At 44.5% G+C, this 20,991-nt stretch carries 13 protein-coding genes and 4 tRNA genes; 11 read left to right on the top strand and 6 right to left on the bottom strand.

What is annotated here, in order from left to right; translation table 11 throughout:
- Positions 1 to 278: 278 nt before the first annotated feature.
- Together FHS10_RS14790 and FHS10_RS14785 are read left to right on the top strand one after the other, a co-directional pair.
- Entirely contained in the window at positions 279 to 3,560 is a 3,282-nt protein-coding gene (locus FHS10_RS14790) for a SusC/RagA family TonB-linked outer membrane protein (RefSeq protein WP_259091739.1), read from the top strand.
- 23 nt (positions 3,561 to 3,583) lie between these two features.
- Entirely contained in the window at positions 3,584 to 5,113 is a 1,530-nt protein-coding gene (locus tag FHS10_RS14785) for a RagB/SusD family nutrient uptake outer membrane protein (protein WP_259091738.1), read from the top strand.
- A 50-nt stretch (positions 5,114 to 5,163) separates the two neighbouring features.
- Here FHS10_RS14785 and FHS10_RS14780 read toward each other — a convergent pair whose 3' ends face one another.
- Entirely contained in the window at positions 5,164 to 8,175 is a 3,012-nt protein-coding gene (locus tag FHS10_RS14780; protein ID WP_259091737.1) for a ligand-binding sensor domain-containing protein, read from the bottom strand.
- 657 nt (positions 8,176 to 8,832) lie between these two features.
- On the opposite strand from FHS10_RS14780, the gene FHS10_RS14775 reads away from it, so the two are divergent.
- The 4 genes from FHS10_RS14775 (at position 8,833) to FHS10_RS14760 (ending at position 9,207) form a co-directional block, all read left to right on the top strand.
- Positions 8,833 to 8,909, top strand: a tRNA-Pro gene (locus tag FHS10_RS14775).
- Positions 8,910 to 8,982: transfer RNA gene (locus FHS10_RS14770), tRNA-Ile, on the top strand. It begins immediately after the preceding tRNA gene.
- A 71-nt stretch (positions 8,983 to 9,053) separates the two neighbouring features.
- Positions 9,054 to 9,127 (top strand) — tRNA-Cys (locus tag FHS10_RS14765).
- 9 nt (positions 9,128 to 9,136) lie between these two features.
- A tRNA-Gln gene (locus FHS10_RS14760) sits at positions 9,137 to 9,207 on the top strand.
- Between the two features lie 352 nt (positions 9,208 to 9,559).
- On the opposite strand, the gene FHS10_RS14755 is transcribed toward FHS10_RS14760, so the two are convergent.
- Entirely contained in the window at positions 9,560 to 9,967 is a 408-nt protein-coding gene (locus FHS10_RS14755) for a hypothetical protein (protein WP_259091736.1), read from the bottom strand.
- A gap of 116 nt (positions 9,968 to 10,083) precedes the next feature.
- Between FHS10_RS14755 and FHS10_RS14750 the strand changes: the two genes are divergently transcribed.
- A complete protein-coding gene (locus tag FHS10_RS14750) occupies positions 10,084 to 11,082 on the top strand; it encodes a hypothetical protein (RefSeq protein WP_259091735.1) in 999 nt (332 codons plus the stop codon).
- A 389-nt stretch (positions 11,083 to 11,471) separates the two neighbouring features.
- Here FHS10_RS14750 and FHS10_RS14745 read toward each other — a convergent pair whose 3' ends face one another.
- The gene (locus tag FHS10_RS14745) at positions 11,472 to 11,702 is read right to left on the bottom strand and encodes a DUF4287 domain-containing protein (protein WP_259091734.1); all 231 of its coding nucleotides are present in this window, start codon (positions 11,700 to 11,702) and stop codon (positions 11,472 to 11,474) included.
- A gap of 106 nt (positions 11,703 to 11,808) precedes the next feature.
- On the opposite strand from FHS10_RS14745, the gene FHS10_RS14740 reads away from it, so the two are divergent.
- Positions 11,809 to 12,831 (top strand): nucleoside hydrolase, encoded by a 1,023-nt coding sequence (locus FHS10_RS14740; RefSeq protein WP_259091733.1) that lies wholly within the window; start codon positions 11,809 to 11,811, stop codon positions 12,829 to 12,831.
- Positions 12,832 to 12,880: 49 nt separating this feature from the next.
- Here FHS10_RS14740 and FHS10_RS14735 read toward each other — a convergent pair whose 3' ends face one another.
- The gene (locus FHS10_RS14735; RefSeq protein WP_259091732.1) at positions 12,881 to 13,105 is read right to left on the bottom strand and encodes a helix-turn-helix domain-containing protein; all 225 of its coding nucleotides are present in this window, start codon (positions 13,103 to 13,105) and stop codon (positions 12,881 to 12,883) included.
- A gap of 290 nt (positions 13,106 to 13,395) precedes the next feature.
- Between FHS10_RS14735 and FHS10_RS14730 the strand changes: the two genes are divergently transcribed.
- From FHS10_RS14730 to cls, 3 genes are all read left to right on the top strand, one after another.
- Complete coding sequence (locus FHS10_RS14730; RefSeq protein ID WP_259091731.1) at positions 13,396 to 13,551, top strand: lmo0937 family membrane protein; 156 nt, start codon at positions 13,396 to 13,398, stop codon at positions 13,549 to 13,551.
- 129 nt (positions 13,552 to 13,680) lie between these two features.
- Positions 13,681 to 14,706: a metal-dependent hydrolase gene (locus tag FHS10_RS14725; protein WP_259091730.1), complete on the top strand. Its 1,026-nt coding sequence runs from the start codon at positions 13,681 to 13,683 to the stop codon at positions 14,704 to 14,706.
- Between the two features lies 1 nt (position 14,707).
- Complete coding sequence (gene cls / locus FHS10_RS14720) at positions 14,708 to 16,153, top strand: cardiolipin synthase (RefSeq protein WP_259091729.1); 1,446 nt, start codon at positions 14,708 to 14,710, stop codon at positions 16,151 to 16,153.
- 218 nt (positions 16,154 to 16,371) lie between these two features.
- Here the strand turns inward: cls and FHS10_RS14715 are convergent, their stop codons facing one another.
- Together FHS10_RS14715 and FHS10_RS14710 are read right to left on the bottom strand one after the other, a co-directional pair.
- Positions 16,372 to 17,778 carry an efflux transporter outer membrane subunit gene (locus tag FHS10_RS14715; RefSeq protein WP_259091728.1) on the bottom strand — a complete coding sequence of 469 codons (1,407 nt, stop codon included), beginning with the start codon at positions 17,776 to 17,778 and terminating at the stop codon, positions 16,372 to 16,374.
- A gap of 18 nt (positions 17,779 to 17,796) precedes the next feature.
- On the bottom strand, positions 17,797 to 20,964 hold the full coding sequence (locus FHS10_RS14710; protein ID WP_259091727.1) for an efflux RND transporter permease subunit: 3,168 nt from the start codon (positions 20,962 to 20,964) through the stop codon (positions 17,797 to 17,799).
- Between the last annotated feature and the right edge of the window lie 27 nt (positions 20,965 to 20,991).

Below are 20,991 nucleotides of genomic sequence, written 5' to 3'. Positions count from 1 at the left end.
GCTGGTTTAATTTTGTTGCCATCATTGCAATATTAATAACCCCTAATTAATATTATATTATCATAAGGCAATAAAAGTTATGATAATATTAAAATCTACCACGTGTTTTAATTTAAATGCCTATGTAACATTAATTTAAACTTAACATCGAAAACCGGCGATAAAACAAAGAAACCGGCGAATGCGCTAACATTCACACGGCTCCGGATTAATTGTCAAATAACTAAAAAGCGGTCGAAAGCTTTACTGTCATTTTCTAACAATCAACTTTTAAAAATATGAATAAAAAGATTACCCGTGATCTTTTTGGAAGGTTTTTGCTAAAACCTTTTATCTGCCTCATGATCATGGCAACCGCGTTTAACTCAAACGCTGCAACTCCCATTAAAATTGCGATTAACCAGGCAATTCAAATATCTGGTACCGTAACCGACGAAACCAACCAACCCCTGCCAGGTGTATCAGTAATGATCAAAAACACCAATAAGGGTACATCAACAGATGTAAGCGGTAAATACAGCATATCGGCAGAACCAGGTGCTGTACTTGTTTTTAAATTTATTGGCTATCTGCCACAGGAAGTAACCGTTGGCGACCAGGCCAAAGTAAATGTTAAACTGGTACCGCAGGCCAACATGCTTAACGAGGTTGTAGCCATTGGTTATCAAACCATCCGTAAAAGCGATGTTACCGGTTCTGTTGCCAGCGTAAAATCAAGCGATTTAAACCTTTCTTCTCCTTCATTGGGGCAGGCGCTTGTTGGTAAAGTATCCGGCGTACAGGTATCTCAAACTGGTGGTGCACCATATACCAGCCCTAAAATCAGGGTTAGGGGTATTGGCTCGTTCAACGCCAGTTCAGATCCCTTGTACGTTATTGACGGATACCCATCAAATGATATCTACATTAACCCTGACGATGTGGAAAGTATCGACGTATTGAAAGATGCTGCATCGGCCGCTATTTACGGTTCACGTGCATCTGGTGGTGTGGTATTGATCACTACCAAAAAAGGTAAATTGGGTAAAGGCCGTTTTGAATATGATGTGCAAACCGGTATGGATCAGTTGGCCCACAAAGTAAAACTGCTAAATGCCGATCAGGCTGCCCAACTGGTTATCGATGGCCGTAACAACGCCTATCATGATCTTTGGGTTAACACCGGCCATACCTGGAATGATGCTATGTACTCTGACCCTAATACTACCCGCGTAACCAATGTAGGTAACACTGGCAGTGTAAGCATCCCCAATGGGCTGTATGATTTTGCATCGCAAACCCCAATTAAGCAAACCGTAAATACCGATTGGCAGGATGAATTGTACCGCAACACATTTATGCAAAAACATACCTTGTCGTTTTCGGGTGCATCAAGTGATATCCGTTATTATGTGAGCGGCTCATACCAAAACCAGCCCGGTATTATTCAAAGTACCGGTCAGCAACGTTATAACTTCCGCGCCAATATTGATGGCGATGTAAGCAAGCGCATCCACATCGCGGCCAACGTAGCTTACACTCAAAACACCAACCAGGAAACAACTGAAGGCCGTTTTGACCACAGCCCTATTCTTGCAGCACTTATTTACATGCCTTATTTACCGGCTTATAATGCCGATGGCTCATTGCAAACTAACGTTGAGGCCGCCGGTTCAACCCAATATGGTTACCAGAGCATTGAAAACCCGCTTGCACTTGCCGAGCGTATTAAAATTAACAGGAAAGGGTACCGCAGCCATTATAACGCGGCTGCAACTTACCATATCTTCAAGGATTTGGATTTTAAAACAAACCTGGGTACAGAAACCTATACCGAAAAGTATGATTACTATTACCCAACTACCATAAGCAGTGGTGCTTTTCCTCCGGGCTCGCAGCAGGCAATTTTGGCGGCTAACGCCCAGGCTTCAAACCTGGTTAACGTTGATAAGCTTGCCGAGTTTACCTTAAACTACAACAAACAAATTGGCAAGCACCATTTTGACGCTTTGGCCGGTTATACCGCACAGATCACCTCAGCCGATTATATCAGCGTAAAGGCAAATGGTTTCCAGAATGACGCTATCCCCGAGATCTCAAACCATGGCGCTTTGGCGGCTAACTTTTCTTTAAACAACGCCTATAAAAGTGAATATACATTGCTATCATACCTTGGCCGTGCTAACTATAACTACGCTGGGAAATACTTTTTAACCGCGTCGTTCCGCGCCGATGGTTCATCACGTTTTGGTCCGGCAAATAAGTACGGCTATTTCCCATCGGTTGCTGCCGGCTGGAATTTGTCCGACGAAGATTTTTACCATAACTTCCTTGGCGATCAATCAACAGTTAAGATCCGTGCAAGCTGGGGTAAAAGCGGTAACTTCAACATTCCTAACTACGCCATTCAGCAAACATTGGCATCGCCAACAGGAACCGTGCTTGATGGTAGCACTGCTGCCGTAACAGCAACTTACCCGGGCGGCATAAAAGACAATACCCTAAGCTGGGAAACTACTTCACAGTACAATGTTGGTGCAGATATTTCTTTGTTTAAAGGTCGTTTGTCAATTATTGCCAACTATTATTTGAGCTACTCATACAACCTGTTGTATAACCAGCCAATTTCGGCAATATCGGGCAGCACCGTTATTTTAACCAACCTACGCGATTCTAAGATCCGCAATGGCGGGTTCGATTTCCAGGTGGATGGCAAAATTATCAACAATAAAGATTTCACCTTCGGTGCAAGCGGTAATATTTCATTAAACCGTAATAAAGTTGTTAAACTGCCAGCTAAGAATACGCTGATCATTAACGGTGCAGAGCGTTCATACCTTACCAGCATCACTACACAAGGCCAGCCAGTTGGTATGTTTTACGGATTTAAAGTTGGCGGTATAATTACTGCCGATAATTTGGGTAAAACAGCGCCATCGGCCTCACAAACCAATCCTGCCAAAATAGGAGACCTGTGGTTTGTTGATACCAACCATGATGGCGTGGTAAACGACGCCGATAAAGGCATCATCGGTTCGCCATATGCTAAATTTACTTACGGCTTTGCCTTAAACAGTACCTTCAAAAAGTTTGATTTTAATGCGGGGTTCAACGGATCGTACGGAAACCAGATTCTTGATGGACAGGACTATTACCTGTATAATGGAGAGGGCTCAGGTAATCAATACGCCAACGTAGCCGACAGGTACAGGAATGCACAAAACCCGGGCGATGGATCTTTTTACCGTGCTTCACGTGCAGGTACACAAAGTAACAGTACCCGTTTATCAACATTTTACCTGCAAAGCGGCTCGTACCTGCGTTGTACCAACTTAACATTGGGTTACACCTTACCTGGCTTTTTACAAAACACTTTAGGCTTAACCAAAGCCCGTGTTTTTGCAAGTGTAGTTAACGCGTTTACCATCACCAAGTATAAAGGTTATAACCCCGATGTGGATTATAACTACTCTGGTGCCGCATCAAACAGCACACAGCCAGCCAACCTTGCGCCGGGTATCGATTATGGTACCTACCCATTGGTTAGGTCATACAACTTAGGTGTAAATGTTACTTTTTGATAAATTTTTTAAGAGATATAAAAATGAATAAGAAATTTTTAGCCATTGCCTGCCTTGCAGCGGTTGTGGCCATAAGCCCGTCTTGTAAAAAAGACTTTTTAATTGAAAGCGACCCCAATGCGGTAACTGTTGATGCGAGCTATAAAACACCCAACGACGTATTGTTGGCCGTAAACGGCATTTATCAATCAATGCGCAGCGGTAACAATGTTGGCGAAGGCAGTGATTTGTGGACAGATCAACGGTCTGATGATACGGGGACCAACGATAACCAATCAAACTCCGGCGAACCATTCCAATTCAACAACTTTTCTATACTGCCAAGCAATACTTATTTAAAAGCCCACTGGGTATCATTGTATACTACCGTGAGCCGCGCCAATGTGGTGTTAGCACACATTGACCAGGTTAGTTTTTCGGATAATACATTAAAACAAAAGTATGCCGCGGAAGCCAAGTTTTTACGCGCCTTTACTTATTTTGAATTGGTACGCCTTTGGGGCGATGTGCCTTTGGTAACTAAACAATTATCCTCTGCAGCAGAAGTTGCAGCCTCAACTTTCCGTGTAAAACAGGATGTTGTTTACCAGCAAATAATAGCCGATTTAACTGATGTGGTTAACAGTCCGCTTCCAAACCTGCAGGCACCAACAGGCAGGGCATCAAAAGCCGCGGCTGATTTCCTATTAGGCCAGGTATACCTTACTATGGCTACTACTTTAGACCAGGCTAACCGTACTACTAATTTAAACAGTGCCAAAACAGCCTTAATGGCCGCGTATAACATGCGCACCTTTGGCGATTTGAGCAGCATTCCATATACCGATGTTTTTGATGTAAGCAAAAAAGCAAATTGCCCGGAGCTGATCTTCCAAATTGTGAACATCCAGGGCGATCTTAATTACAGTTCATCAATCGCTGCCAATAACCAGGCTAAAGGCGAAACCATTAACTCGAAAAAACCATCATCGGGTGTGGGATATAATGTTACTCACGATTTGATCAACGAGTACGAAACCAACGATCCGCGTATGACCTTCTCTGTTAAATTCGCGAACGACCCAATTGTGAAAGATTGGTTTGTTACCAAGTTCAGGGATGTTAGTGACGCTGCTGGCATTAATGGTTACGGCGGCAATGATTGGATTTTGATGCGTTATGCTGATGTGATCCTTTCACTTGCCGAAGTAAACAATTACCTGGGTGATGCTGTAACCGCTACCGGTTTCTTAGACCAGGTGCGCGTTCGGGCAGGCATGCCAACCTACGCGGTATCCATGACCAATAGCGATTATGCATCAAAATATCCAACGCTTAAACTGGCTATTTTACATGAGCGCCGTGTTGAGTTGGCCTTTGAGCACCACCGTTGGTTTGACCTGTTGCGTACCTTTACAACCGATGAGTTGGTAACCTACTTTAAAGCAAAAAAACAAGCCGATTTTGGTTTGGCGCAAGTAGCCAATTTTAGTACAAAAGACCGCTACTACCCAATTCCGTTTGATGAGTACAAGCTCGACCCGGTTAAAATGTATCAAAACCCAGGATATTAATATATCCACTAAATAATATACAGAAAAAAGGGGGGTTAGGCCCCCTTTTTTTATAACTCGATCAGAAACTCGGTCAGGTTTTTATCATGCTCTAAATTGAGTTTTTTACGCAGCCGGTAACGCCTGATCTCTACGCCGCGCAGGGAGATATTTAAAAGCGATGCCATCTCTTTACTGCTCATATTCATCCGCAGGTAAGCACATAGTTTCAAATCGTTTGGAACGAGGTCCGGGTGATCTGATTTCAGCTTTTTGAAGAAGTTTTCATGCGCCTCGTTAAAGCTGGTTTCAAAAATATTCCAGTCGCGCTCGTCATTCATACCCTCGTCAATTACCTTTTGAATACGGCGCAATTGATCGTCGGCCAGCTTTTTGCCACTGCCGTCTTTAAGCTGCAGGATCTCTTCACTAATTTTTTGCAGCAGTTCGTTTTTATAAACCAGGTTCATGGCCGAGTTGGCCAGTTCCCGGCTTTTGCCGGCAAGTTCGGCCTGTAGTTGTTCATTTTTAATGTTGATGATCTGCTGTTCGTTGGCTATAGCCTCTTGTTTCAAAAACTCTTCCTTTTCGTGTTGTAGTTTTTGGTGGATGCGTTGCTGATGACGCTTTAATTTAAGGCGATAATAATAGCGGATGGCGTAGTACGCCAATATAATCAGTAAAACATAAAACAACATAGCCACCTTACCGGCATACCACGGTGCCAGTATTACAAAAGAGAGCGTGGTTATTGCCGATACATTTTGATCGTTGATTTTGGCCCTTACGCCAAAATGATAGGTGCCCTGGTCAAGGTTGGTAAATTCCTTTTGGCTTTGTGACGTCCAATCGCTCCATTGTTTAGAGTAGCCATCAAGGTAATACTGGTACTTTATTTTTGCCTGTTTATAGTAAGGCAGCGAAAACGAAATGCGGATATTGTTTTGGGCGTAAGGCAGCGCTATTTCATCAACGCCATTGCCATTCTCGCTCAAGGTATAAACCTTATCTGTAATGTTTTCAACCTGGCGGATCAACACCTCCGGAATTTGCGTTTTATTAGGGACCAGCGCATCCTCATCATTCAATATCACAAAACCATCATCAATACTAATGAGATAAGTAGCATTGTTGATGCGGTTAATGGTTTCATAATGCTGCACCATTTGTCCGTTTAGTATGCTGAACCTGTTGGTATCGATACTTAACTTGCCAGGAACCGAAAAATCGGCCAGGGCAACACGGCCATGATTAACAAACCAGTATTTTTTACCAATGGCTTTAATGATCTTGCTTGATGTGGCAAACGTACCCAGTTTTTTGTTGAGCTGGGTGTATTTAAAAAACCGGTCTGTAATATCGTCATAAACATAAAAACCCGAATCGGACGAAAACACTACGCGGTTATCCAGGTCAAACACGTTTACGTTATAGCTGCCCGGCAGTCCGTATTTACCATCGTAATAAACTTTGGTTGTTACTTTTTTCAAATCGGCGCTCAGCATTATTTTGTAGATGCCTTTATAGGCATGGCTCACCCATATCTGCCCCTTGCTATCCTGCTCCACATAGCGCGATGGTTCGCCAAAACCTTCTACCTTATGATCAAAGAGCCAGTTACCCGCCGCGTCTTTTTTAAAGATCACCAGGCCGGTGTAATTTCCCTGGATCAGTTTATCCACACTTAGGCGCTTGGTTGTCCAGCCGCCGGTTATGTTCGATATTTTGGTGATGCTATTGCCGTTTACCTGGTAAGTTCCGTCGTTATGGCCGCAAAGCAACCGCCCATCCTGCAAACTCAATTCCCAAACCTGTCCCTGCGAGCCGGGGATCAGCTTAAAATCGAATGATTGGAAAAGCTTGCTGTTGCTATCAGGGTTCCAATCGCTGTAAAAAAGGCCCTGGTTGGTGCCCAGGTAAATTTTGTTATCAAATATGATACTGGAATAAACGGTACCAAACCTGCCGGTTTTATCAAAATAAAAATAAAGCGGCGAGTTGATCTCTATTCGGTCTATCCCGTTATCAAGCCCGGCCCACAGGTTTTGCTCGTTATCGGTATATAAACTTAATACGGTATTGTTTTGCAACCCGCTGGATTTGTTGATGTGCTGTATTAGGTTACCGGCCGTATCAATTACCACTATCCCATTCAATATAGTACCAAAGGCAAAGTATTTCCCGGCTACGGCAGCCCCATTATTAAGCTGGTAGGTTTTTAAAAAATCGTTCGCCTGGTTTGCCCATGGTTTTATGGTTTGGCCATCGTAAATAAATAAACCCTTTTGAGCCGTACCGATGATATATTTATTTTGCGGAAGGGGCAATATAGCCAACACCCCGCTTGGCTCCAATATATTGCTGCCGGGTATAAATTCAAGCCGGTTGTTTTTTAACTCAAATAACCCGGCCGATACCTGCTCAACAAAAAAGCGTTTGCCTACCTTAAACATAAACAGGTAGGGGCTGGGTGCTTTTATTACGCTGATCTTCCCGTTGGCATAAATGTATATTGCCCCGAATGATTGAAAAATCACCCGGTCGCCATCTATATAGATCTTCCAGATCTCTTCATTAACCGGGTTGAATTTAGCGGGCACCAGCCTGCAAAGCGAATGGTATTTAAGAAAGCCTTTTTTATCATCGGCCCAATAGCCAAATTCGCCGTAGGCACCAGCGTATATCTTTCCTTTACCATCGGCAGATACCGAGCGCACAATAAGGCCGTTGGGCATATGGTACTGCTGCCAGTATTTACCATCAAAGGCCAGCAAGCCTTCGGCATTACCAAAGTACATAATGCCATGTTCATCGCGGGTTACGCTCCAATTTTGGTTACCCCATTGGTACATGGCCTTAGTATAATTTTGCACATAAGGCACACCAATGCTTTTAATATCAACAGCCTGGCTTTGCTGGGTGGCAATAAAAAACAGGAAAGTAAATAGCAAGAGGGGTTTACGCATGGGTACAAATAGCATCGGCTTATCAAGCAAACCAATTTTACGAAAATAAGGTTTGCAATTCAATAAATAAAAATCAGGGAGTTGCGATGGGGCAAACGCATCTACTTGGGTTAACATAACTTAACACATTTCAGAAATATTCTTTATAAATATCTCACAATCAATGTCTTGTATTTTCACATGGTTAACATTAAACTGATGTATCGCGCAATTTAGTTCACCATGTCATCGCACGAAGCAATCTCATGCTGTACATGGCGGATTTGCATAGTTCGCGATTGCTTCGTGCCCACCCACGACAAGTCCACCATGTCATTGCGAGTAGTAAAATCCGCGGACTGTGAACGTGAAAATGACGTAACAAACTATCCTCTCCACCCTGTCATGCTGAGGAACGAAGCATCTATTCGCGAACTGGCAGAGCGAACAGGCATAGCGTAGAATAGATGCTTCGTTCCTCAGCATGACAGACGTTTTTAAAAGACGTCATGGGTAGGTACGAAGCAATCGCATGCTCTATATTGTCATTTCCACCTTCGAGTCCGCGGGATTTTACCACTCGCAATCACATGTTTTTTTATGAGCAAGAAAATAATTTCAAATATTTTTCTTGTTTAATAAAATATTTATGTATCATTGCATCATGAAAAATACAATATGTATACAAAGCCAATTCCCCCCACTGATTTATCAGAGGTGACGTGCTGCGTATTCATATAAATGATATAAAGTATTCAAATCCTCTTAGATAACCTAAGGGGATTTTTTGTTTTCAGGGTAGTATATCAATTGGTCAGATTACCACATTTGGAATGTGGAGGCTCCCGGTTCGAGTCCGGGTTACCCTACCAGGAAATATAGCTCAATGGTTAGAGCGCCCCCCCTATACGGTGTTGATTAAAGGTTCAATCCCTTTTATTTCCACATAGTTATGGTTTTTAAATTAAAATAAAGATGAAATGAATTTCGGGATAGTAAACTATCCCCGCAACAATGGCCGGTTGCCCGAGCGGACTAAGGGAGTCCTCTGCAAAAGGAATGTTCACAGGTTCGATTCCTGTACCGGCCTCCTGTTTATTTCCCTGTGGTGCAATGGTAGCACACCTGGTTTTGGTCCAGGTAATCGTGGTTCGAGTCCATGCGGGGAAACTTATGTTTAATATTTATTAAACAATATTAAATTGATATTTTATCGATTTATTTAGAGCCTGTTTAGAAATAAATAAAAAGACCGTCATTGTGAATATTGAAATCCGGCGGACTGTGAAGATGGAAATGACGTAGATCGCATGGCGGCGAAGACTCACCCGCCAGCGCTACGCGCGGCACCCTCTCTTCGGTTTCGCCGGAAAGAGGGGTTTGAACAGTGGATATTGTATACAGATAAAAGGTAATAAATTTTCAAGCCCCTCTTTCCACCGCAGGTGAAGAGAGGGTGGCGGGCGAAGCCTCGCCGGGTGAGTCTTCTGCGCCCGGTTTACGCCATGCTTTCCCTCAGGTTTTATTTTATTTTTTCATAATAAAGCTCAAGACCATCAGCGGCCGCAGGCACATCGCCATAAAAGGTCATTTTGGCGCCTTCTATTTTAACATTTGGCGGAATGTAGGCGGTATCGCTGCTAAAGCTTATCCTGTTCCTGGTTTCCCCGCCCGATGTAATCACGCTTATAGTATACGTTCCGCTTTTTTGAAGTGCGTTTTTCACATAGCGCTTATAGCCGTTGCCGGCAAAGGTTAAAATATTACCGTTGCCCGGCTTGGCTGCGTTTGGATCGGTAGCGGGCGTACAATAGCATGCAGCACCACGAAATTCCCAACTACCAGAAAGATTAGAGTTTAATGTGTTGTCTTTTTTACAGCCGATTGCTACAAGAGCAAGTATAAAACTAAGCAGGAATAGTTTTTTCATTGATTACCAGGTTTATAAATTACAATACGCCAAAGATGACCCAAATGCTACAGCTAAATTTTCCGAAAATGGCTAAAAATATGTATTATCGTAACAGTAACCTTTTACAATTTAAAATGAAATACATTAAAGCCCTAAGCACTATCACCTTTGTTTTATTAACTGCTTTTATTTTGCAAAGCTGCGACAGCGGCCCCGCCGGACCAGGCATCTGGAAAAACGAGCAGATAAGCTCAAGCGACCAAAGCAGGTTTCATGATCTTAACGATAAATTATTTGCCGCCCTTAAAACCAATGATGAAAACCAGCTGGAAAATATCATGTCGGAAGACTTCATCGCTGTAACCAATAAAAAACGCCAGGTTGAGCTGGTAAGCAATCGCTTTAAAGAAGACAAATACAAATTGCTGGACGAGTATTATGTTTCGAGCCGCTTTATTCACGGCGATACCATCAAAGGCGTTTTAAAGGGTGGTGGAAATTATTCCATCTACTGTCCGGGCGGCGTTAAAGAAATGTACATCGCTTGTTTTGTGCCTCAAAATATCCCCAACCAATATATGATCACCGCGGTATACTGCAAATTTGAATACGGCTGGAAATTAAACATGCTTGAAACAAGCGCCTATGCCAAAAACGGAAAAAACGCCTTTGAGCTATACAACGCGGCCAAGGCAAGCTACGCCAAAGGCTACCTGGTTAATGCCTTAAATTATGGCGCTTCGGCTATTAACTGTACCCGGCCGTCAAGTATCTGGAAGTACGACAATGAGGCAGAGATCAGCTATTTTTACAACCAGGTTTTAAACGACGTATCGGCCAAATACAGGGTACCGCTGGCTATAAAGGGTGCACCCATCCACCTGGAAATTATCCGGATCTTTAACCAGGAAGATGCTACCGGTACGTTCCCAATGATCTATTACCTTACTAATGTTAAGGTTAGCGATACCACGGCCATCAAAAAAGAAAACGAAGGCATCCGTAAAGTGATAGACCAAACGATTGCCGGGTTTGATAAGGAAAACAAATACGTGCTCTACTCGGCATTTAATGAGTGGCCAACAGGGGTTAAAACTGTCCAGCATTTTGATATGAGGCAGAAGATTAATTAAGCGGAAGGATAAACGGCGACCGCAACGATGTTATTACTCCGTGTCTACTCATGACGCGTATTGAAAAAAAGTTTGTCATGCTGAGTTGTAAAATTTCGCGAAATTCTGAAGGTGGAATGACAACATAAAACTATGTCGTTGCGAGGAACGAAGCAATCGCGAACTATGCAGATCCGCCCTGTAGAGCATGCGATTGCTTCGTGCCTCGCAATGACATGGTGGACTTGTCATGGGTAGGAACGAAGCATCTATTCTACGCCACGCATGTTCGCCCAGAAAGTTTGCGAATAGATGCTTCGTTCCTCAGCATGACAGGGTGGAGAGGATGGTTCTTACGTGATTTTCAACGTACGCGGGACTTCGTACCTCCTATAACATAATAAAGAGCCTTACTCGCTATCCTCATTCTTTATCCCTTTCAACAAGGCATAAATAGCCATAGCATGGCCATGGCCTAAGTCAAAATCGTCTTTAAGCCATTTTACAATATCGCCGGCTTTGGTGCCGGCTGCCAGTTCTCCACCCTTAGTAAATCCTCTTTCTTCGGCTATTGCCCTGAAATCGGCAGGGCCTTTGCCGGTTTTTTCTTTGATGGTTTTTAAATATCCCTGGAACGACATGTTTTTGCTTATTTGTTAAAGCAAGATAAAATGTTTTGTTTAAAATGCCTAATTGCCATCATCAAAAACAGCTATATTGCATTGCCAACCATTAAAGCTAAATTTTATGACCAGGATCAATCGCCTTGCTTATTTGCTGCTGTTTTTTGTTATCCCGTTTAACTCGTCTGCCCAAAATACGGTAATGAGCAAAGCTGTAACACCGCGGATGCGGGTTATTATCGACAATGATTTTAGCGGCGATCCGGATGGCCTGTTCGCGCTTACGCACCTCTTGTTATCGCCCTCGGTCGAGATCAGGGGCATCATTGGCTCGCACCTTAAAGTAGGGGATGGCTTTGATCACTCTGCAACACAGGCCGATAACGCTGCCAAAAAAGCAACGGAATTATTAACGTTGATGAAAATGGCTGGTAAAATTCCGGTTGTGGCGGGCTCCAATACCGGGATGCAGAATGATACTACAGCAATTAAAAGCGCCGGTGTTGATTTAATCATCAAAGAAGCGTCGCGCACGGATACCAATTTGCCCCTCTATGTTATCTGCGGTGCCGGCCTTACCGAAATTGCTTCGGCCGCGCTTACCGATTCTAAAATCGCATCTAAACTTACCCTGGTTTGGATAGGCGGACCAGAATATGCCGATCTTGCCCTGCCGCCGCCAAATTACTCCAGTCCCGAGTATAATTTAAATATCGATATCAATGCTGCCAGGGCCGTATTCAACCATACCCAGCTTAAATTATGGCAAATTCCGCGAAATGGTTACCGCCAGGCACTGCTGCCGTATTCAGAATTACTCACTAAAGTTAAACCACATGGCGAGATTGGCAAATATTTAACCACCACTCTCGAAAACCTGATGGGTCGATTGCAGCAATATCATCTTAACATTGGCGAAACTTATATTTTGGGCGATAGTCCGCTGGTATTACTTACCGCCCTGCAGTCATCTTTTGAGGCCGATCCTTCCTCAAGTGAGTACACGCTTAAGCCATGCCCTAATATTAACGCCCAGGGAGGCTATGATTACAATGCGGGCGGCCGCAACATCCGGGTTTATGGCCGCCTGGATATCAACCTGATGTTTAATGATTTTTTTGCCAAGCTGGAGTTAATGGATAAATGAAGAAAACCGGCTTTTCCATGCTTTTTGCTTTTAGCCTTAAGCTTTCCACCTAAAAACTGTCAAGTAATTCTTGCTCGCTGGCCTCTAATAGTCCGGCAATATTGATAAAATCTTCAAGGGAGATGTTGGTGTATCCTAATTCTATTTTACTATAGGCGTTTTGCGACATATTAAGCTTTGCGGCCATGTAATCCTGCGAATAGTTTTTTGACCGCCGGACCGTTCGGATCCTGGTAACAATGGCTTTAATTCTACTTTTAACAACGTTCGGCATATTTGTAATTCAATAAAATAAACAACGCCCCCCTCATCCAGCAATACCCAATCCATCATGGGGCGTATACTTCCATTTACGAATAAGCCGTTATTTTAGATTTCATACTCTACTAAAAATTAATAAATTATAGTTTTAATTTAAAAGTGTAGGTTTTAACACCAACAGTTGTATAGTATACTAATCTGTTTAGCCTGCTTTTTGGGTTAAATAAACGCAACAAAGGCATTGGCACCTGAATTGTAATGAATTTGTCATAATCATTTCAAAAACAACTAAAAAAATCTATCATGAACTCGTTACTTTATATCGTTGCTGTAATCCTGCTTATAGGATGGGCGCTGGGCGCATTTGTTTACTCGGTTGGTAGCTTAATCCACATATTATTGGTAATAGCTATTATAGCCTTAATATTTGGCTTCTTAAGAAGAGGCACCGCTGTATAACATAATTAAAAGGTTAATAACCTTTATAAAGGCCCGGTTTGCATATGTAACCGGGCCTCTATATTTAAACAACACCGGCCAAACTTTTTACGCCAATAACGCTTAATGTACTAACCCTTTTCATTATTAATGGATACAGTTACACATTTAGCTTTAGGTGCCTGCACCGGCGAAGTCCTCTTAGGCAAAAAGCTTGGTAAATCCGCCCTGGCCTGGGGTGCTGTATCCCAATGCCTGCCGGATATTGACACCGCCTTGCAACCATTCTTCCCAGCCGATAAAGCTTTTCTTATCCACCGCGGGTTAACCCACTCTTTCCTGTTTACTGCTATTACAGGTTTTCTATTAGCGTTAATTGCCCAACATATCCATAAAAGGCAAAACCTTGCGCTCATTTCCTTAATAGCATTCTTCTGTTTTGAGCTTTGCCTGCATGATCTGCTTGACTGCTGCAACAGTTATGGAACCGGCTTGCTTGAACCATTTAGTAACCATCGCTTCTCCGTTAACCTATTATACGTGGTTGATCCTTTATTCACGCTTGCTTTGCTGGCTGCAGCCGTCATACTTGTATTTAAACATAGCCACTATGCTAAACGGGCCGCCTGTGCTTATGCCGGGCTATATATTTCCGCGCTTTACCTGTGCTTTGCCGTTTACTGCAAAACATCCGTCAACAGTAAAATCCTGTCATCTTTAAATAGCCCTACAAGTAAATATTTTACCACCCCGGCTCCCTTCAATAGCATGTTATGGTATGTAGTAGTGCATAAAACCCAGGGCGACCTTACCACTTATAGCTCTGTTTGGGACGATAGCCAAAGCCCCATTAGTTTTGAATGGCATCCCCAAGCCGATAGCTTACTGAAAACAAAAAGCAGCGAACACCTGCGCCGGTTAATTGAATTTGCCGATAACGATTACATCATCACCAATCAAAATGGGCAAAGCTTTTTCAATATCCCCCGGTTTGAGCAGGTGCAGGGCTGGGCCAAACGCGATGCGCCGTTTTCATTCAGCTACCCTTTAAACAGCGATAAAACCAGCGCTGCACTGTTGCAAAAAGGCAGGCTAAGCGGCTGGAACGGCCAATCAATAAAAACTTACCTGCGCCGGATAGCCGGCCATCAAATTATCAATACCCAAACCCTTTAATATGCACTGGTATATCCTAACCGCCCTTTATATAGCACTCGTTGGCTTTGTTTGCCTCCGTATATTGTATGATACCGTATCAACCAGTAAAACTTTCGGTTACCTGCTTATCGCTATCCTTTTACCGGGCTTAGGCATGATCATTTACTTTGCCGTAGGTGCCAATTACCGCAAAAACAAGCTGTACAGTAAAAAGATAGTCCGTGATAACACATTGCTTGACGAGATCCTGAAAAAAATCCGCATGGAATCAAAAGAAGCCTGGGATACCGGCGAAAAAGAGGTAAAAACCCATAAAAAACTGGCGCGGCTGCTTGTTAATGACAACAGTCCGCTAAGTGGCCATAACGAGGTGAAGTTGTTGCTCAACGGCGAAGAAAAGTTTCCGCTTGTTTTAGAGGCCTTACAGGCAGCCAAGCACCACATCCACATAGAGTATTATATTTATGAGGATGATGTTATTGGGAACCTGGTAAAAGACGTATTGATCCAAAAGGCGGCCGAAGGCGTAAAAGTTCGGTTCATTTATGACGATTTTGGAAGCCGTTCCATCCGCAACAAATTTGTAGATGAGCTAAGGGCGGGCGGGGTAGAGGCTTATCCTTTTTATAAGATCTTTTTTGTCGCCCTATCCAACCGCACCAATTACCGCAATCACCGTAAAATAATTGTGATTGATGGCTGCACCGGTTTTGTGGGCGGCATCAACATCAGCGACCGCTATATCAACAAGCCCGAAAACGACAATCCGGTATTTTGGCGGGATACACACTTGCGCATTAACGGCCCGGGCACGTTTTACCTGCAATACCTGTTCATCTGCGACTGGAATTTCAGCGCCAATCAGCACCTGAAGTTGCAGGAGGATTTCTTTTGCACTACCAACAGCAAAAAGGGCAAAGCCATGGTACAGATTGCCGCCAGCGGGCCCGACTCGGCCACACCAACCATCATGTTTTCGCTAATGGAAGTAATTGGCCTGGCCGAAGAAGAGATCCTGATCACATCGCCCTATTTTATTCCCGGCGAAAGTATGATGGACGCTATTTGCATGGCCCTGCTTAGCGGGGTTAAGGTAAAGCTATTGGTGCCCGATAAATCAGATTCGTTTATTGTAAACGCCGCGGCCCGTTCCTATTACGGAACGATATTGGATTGCGGGGCCGAGATCTGGCTTTATCAAAAAGGCTTTGTGCACGCCAAAACCATGGTAGCCGATGGTAAGCTGGCCATCATCGGATCCGCCAATATGGACCACCGCAGTTTTGAACTCAATTTTGAAGTAAACGCCATGGTATACGATACCGAAATAGCGACCCAGCTCAGGGACGCTTTTTATAACGACATCAAAGACGCCAAAAAGATAAACCCCAAAACCTGGAAAAAACGCCCTTTGTTTAAGCAATTGCCCGAGAAATTTGCAAGGTTGTTTTCGCCGTTGCTGTAGGGCGGAATAAAAGATTAAACGAAACCCTTGTCATTTCGAACGAGCAAGCGCCGGGAAAAAGCTGGGCGCGAGGAGAAACTCTCTCTTGAGCGCAGCGAAAAATCTTGTACGCCTTGCACAGCCGATTGTCCGCTTTTACAAGATTTCTCCTCACCTCCGGCGCACAATACCCCACCGGTTCGTTCGAAATGACGACGGTTTCTTATAATAAATCCCCTCTACCTCCAGCCCCCACCCAAAGCCCTGTAAAGATTTACCACCGCCTGTAATTCCTGCAACCTGTCGCTTACACCACTCAATTGGGCTGATAAGAGGTTTTGCTCAGACGTTAATACATCGGTATAATTGGTGGCCGAACTGTAGCGCAATAACTCCTGCGTGTAATCAACAGATTTTTGCAGGGCTATTATTTGCTTGCTGCGGGCGTCCTGTTTTTCTAAGGCAGTCTGGTGGGCGTAAAGGGCGTTTGAAACCTCCTGCCCGGCCACCAGTAACGTTTTCTGGAAACTGTTTAACGCTTCCTGCTGCTGGGCCTGCGCGGTGCGCAGGCGGGCTTTATTGAGGCCCTGGTTAAAAATGGGCTGGGTTAAACCAGCGGCTATGTTGTAAAATATGGAGTTAACAAAAAAGTCTTTCAGTTGCAGGGTTGATAAACCACTCGACGCCGTAATGGTAAACGAAGGATAAAAGTACGACCGCGCCACATTGGTGTTTTCAAAAGCGGCTCTAAAAGCGTATTCGCTTTGCTGTACATCCGGGCGGTTATTTAGTAACTGCGTTGGGATGCCTGCCTGTAATTCGCTACTTATCTTTTCATCAGCCAGGCTGGCTCGGCTTATTGGGCCGGGGGCACGAGCAAGGAGCACATCTAAAGCGTTCTCGGTTTCCCGGATGCTGCGTTTCAGATCGGGGATGGATACTTCAGCAGCGTAGCGGTTGGCTTCGCTTTGCACCACAGCGGCACCGGTAACTACGGCTCCCGCTTTAAGCTCCTTCATGGTTTCTACATCCTTAATCCTGTTTTTAAGGGTTTCGCGGGTTATCTCCATTTGCTTATCCAAAGCAAGCAGCGTAAAATAGTTATTGGCAATATCGGCTATCAGCTGGGTTTGTACGGCACGTTTGGCGGCATCGGTTTGTAAATAGCCCGCTAATGCAGCGCGTTTGGTGCTGCTTAATTTGCCCCATACATCGGCCTCCCATGAGGTAGTTAGCCCGGCCTGGTAATTTGTGGTTAGGGTATTTACAATGGTACCCGCCGGGTAATTTAACCCTGCCGATGATTGTTTTGACCGTGTTACGTTAACATTACCGCTTAATGACGGGTAAAACGCGGCCTTGCTTTGCTGCAACGTTGCCTGCGATTCCAGGATGCGCTGAACGGCTGTTTTCAGGTCGAGGTTATTATTTAACCCTTCCTGGATCAGTGATCTCAGCGCGGTATCAGCAAACAGGCTTTGCCATGGCAATGAGGCTATGGTTGTGGTATCACTTCCTTGCCCGTCACGGTATAAACCTGTCGTGCCCACTTCGGGGTGGTTGTAGGTTTTGGTGATCTTACAGGAAAGCAGCACGCTCAAAGTGAGCGTAAAAAACGAGATATATTTTATGGTCAGTCGGTTCATTTCAATTTCAATTATACATTAATGAGCGGATGGTGTGATGATCGGGTCATCGTTTTCATCCTCATCATCATGTTTCCCTTTAATGCTGATCTTTTCCTGCAAGGCCTGGAAAATGATGAACAGCACCGGGATCACAAACACCCCGAACACCGTACCAACAAACATACCCCCAACGGCACCAGTACCTATCGAGCGGTTACCATTAGCACCGGCACCTGTTGAAACCATCAGCGGCATAATCCCAAAAATGAAAGCGAAGGAGGTCATCAAAATTGGGCGTAAGCGGGCTTCGGCACCGGCAATGGCTGCTTCAACCAAACCCATGCCGCTGCGGCGGCGCTCCAAGGCAAACTCCACAATAAGGATGGCATTTTTGGCTAATAAGCCAATGAGCATGATGAGCGAAATTTGCAGGTATATATTACTGCCTACCCCAAAAATCTGGGCAAACAGGTAAGTACCCGCCAAACCCACCGGCAGGGAAAGCAATACCGCGAAAGGCAAAATATAACTCTCGTACTGTGCGCACAATAAAAAGTATACAAACACCAGGCAAAGCATAAATATATAGGCCGATTGTGTACCGGTGCTCAACTCCTCGCGGGTAAGGCCCGAAAATTCAAAATCGTACCCGGCAGGCAGGGTTTGTTTGGCTACTTCCTGAATGGCCTTAATGGCATCGCCCGTGCTATAACCCGGGTTAGGCGAACCGGATACCGATATAGCAGTAAACAAGTTAAAGCGCGAAATAGACTCTGGCCCAAACACCCTTTTCAATGAAATAAATGAGGTGATAGGCGCCATGATACCTGCCGTGTTGCGCACAAATATCTTGCTCAGGCCAATTTCATTGGCGCGGTAATCATAATCGGCCTGCACCATTACCCGGTATTGCTTGCCAAACTGGTTAAAGTTTGAAGCATATAAGCCGCCATAATATCCCTGCAAGGTATTTAACACCGCGTTTACGGTTACGCCGGCCTCTTTACATTTAGCCACGTTAACATCAACCTGGTATTGCGGAAAGTTGGGATTAAATGATGAGTTAAGGTTTTGGATTTCCTTCCGTTTTTTCAACGCCTCCTGGAAAGTATTGCTCACCTTAAACAGCTCATCAATGGTATGGCCTCCTTTATCCTGCAACTGAAACTCAAAGCCATCGCTGTTCCCAAAGCCCTGTAGGGTAGGCGGCGAAAAGTAAAATACATTAGCCTCACGCAAACCCGCTGTTTTAGCGGTAAGCCTGCCAATGATACTTTGCAGACTTTGTTCTTTTTCTTTACGCTGATCCCAGGTTTTCAGTTTCATGATCACCATGGCGTAGGCGCTGCCAGATCCGGCTATGAAGTTAAAGCCAACCAATTTCAATGTATTTCTAACCTCTGGAAAAGTATGCCCAATGCTGTCAATTTTAGATGCAACCGCTTCGGTACGTTCCATAGATGATGCCGGCGGCAAACTGATAGCGGCGAATACCGTACCCTGGTCTTCATTAGGGACAAAGCTGGATGGGGTGGTTTTCACCAGGTAAATGAGGATGCTGGCAAATACCGCTACGGCCGCCAAAGCAATCCATTTACGCCCGGCCAAAAAGCCTATTGATTTTTTATACTTGCCGCTTACCGCATCAAAAGAGGCATTAAATACCACGTAAAAATGATTGATAAACCCATGCTTTTTTGTTCCCTTTTGATGGGGTTTTAATAATAACGCGCACAATGCCGGGCTCAGCGTTAAGGCGTTCACTGCCGATAGAATAATAGCTACCGCCAGCGTGATACCAAACTGTTTATAGAAAACACCGGTAGAGCCGGTAATAAACGTAACCGGCAAAAACACAGCCGACATTACCAGTGTGATAGAAACAATAGCGCCTGAAATCTCGTTCATCGCATCCACAGATGCCCGCTTTGCCGATTTATAGCCTTGATCAAGTTTGGCATGCACGGCCTCCACCACCACAATAGCATCATCCACCACAATCCCTATCGCCAGCACCAACGCGAACAGCGTGAGCAGGTTGATGGTAAAGCCAAACAGGTTAAGGAAAAAGAAGGTCCCCACAATAGCCACCGGCACCGCGATGGCCGGGATCAGGGTCGATCTGAAATCCTGTAAAAAAACAAATACTACGATAAAAACGAGTACAAATGCTTCTATCAGTGTGCTGATCACTTTTTCGACCGAGGCATTTAAAAACTCGTTGGCGTCAACCAGGTAGGTGATCTTCATCCCCTTCGGAAACTTTTCTGCCGCGGCGTCCAGGATCTTTTTAGTTTGATCGATCACATCATGCGCGTTTGAACCCGCCGTTTGGCTTACCGCCGCGCCTACAGATGGCAAACCGTTGGTCTGGATCCTGAACGAATAATCCAACGAACCCAACTCTATCCGCGCGATATCATTTAGGCGCAGCAGCTGCCCGTTCCCAACCGACTTAATGATGATATCACCAAACTCCTTGGCTGTTTTTAAGCGGCCTTTGTAGCGGATAACATACTGGAATGCCTGCTTGCTGTTTTCGCCAAACTTTCCCGGAGCCGCTTCAATGTTTTGTTCGTTAAGCGCATCGGTAATATCATCGGGGATCATGCCGTATCGTGACATTACATCCGGTTTCAGCCAAATCCGCATCGAATAATCTCTTGATCCAAAAACGTCTACGTTACCCACGCCGGTTACACGCTGAATCTGCGGAACCAGGTTGATCTTGGCATAGTTTTGCAAAAAGGTTTCGTCGTACGTTTTGTCCTCACTGTAAAGCGAAAAGATCACCAGGTTACTGCTCTGGCTTTTAGCAACGGTAACGCCCGATTGAGTAACAACCAAGGGCAGCAAGCTTGTTGCCCGCGATACCCGGTTTTGCACATTCACAGCAGCCAGATCGGGGTTGGTACCCACTTTAAAATATACTGTGATGGAGGCCGAGCCATCGTTACTGGCAGATGAGGTCATGTAGGTCATGTTCTCCACCCCGTTAATCTGCTCCTCCATCGGGATGATCACACTTTTCAGCACCACATCGGCATTGGCACCGTTGTAAAATGCCTGTACTTGTACGGTTGGCGGGGCTATGTCCGGGTATTGTGAAACCGGTAAACTTACCAGGCCTAAAATGCCCAGTATGAGTAACAAAACCGAAATTACGGTAGAGAGTACCGGCCGTTCTATAAATTTTTTAAGCATAATATTGCTTTTCTAATAATTGCAGGA

The organism is Mucilaginibacter dorajii, assembly GCF_024808255.1.
Classification (GTDB): Bacteria; Bacteroidota; Bacteroidia; order Sphingobacteriales; family Sphingobacteriaceae; genus Mucilaginibacter; species Mucilaginibacter dorajii.
Note: the sequence above shows the minus strand (reverse complement) of the source record. Positions and strands in the feature narration are given on the sequence as shown.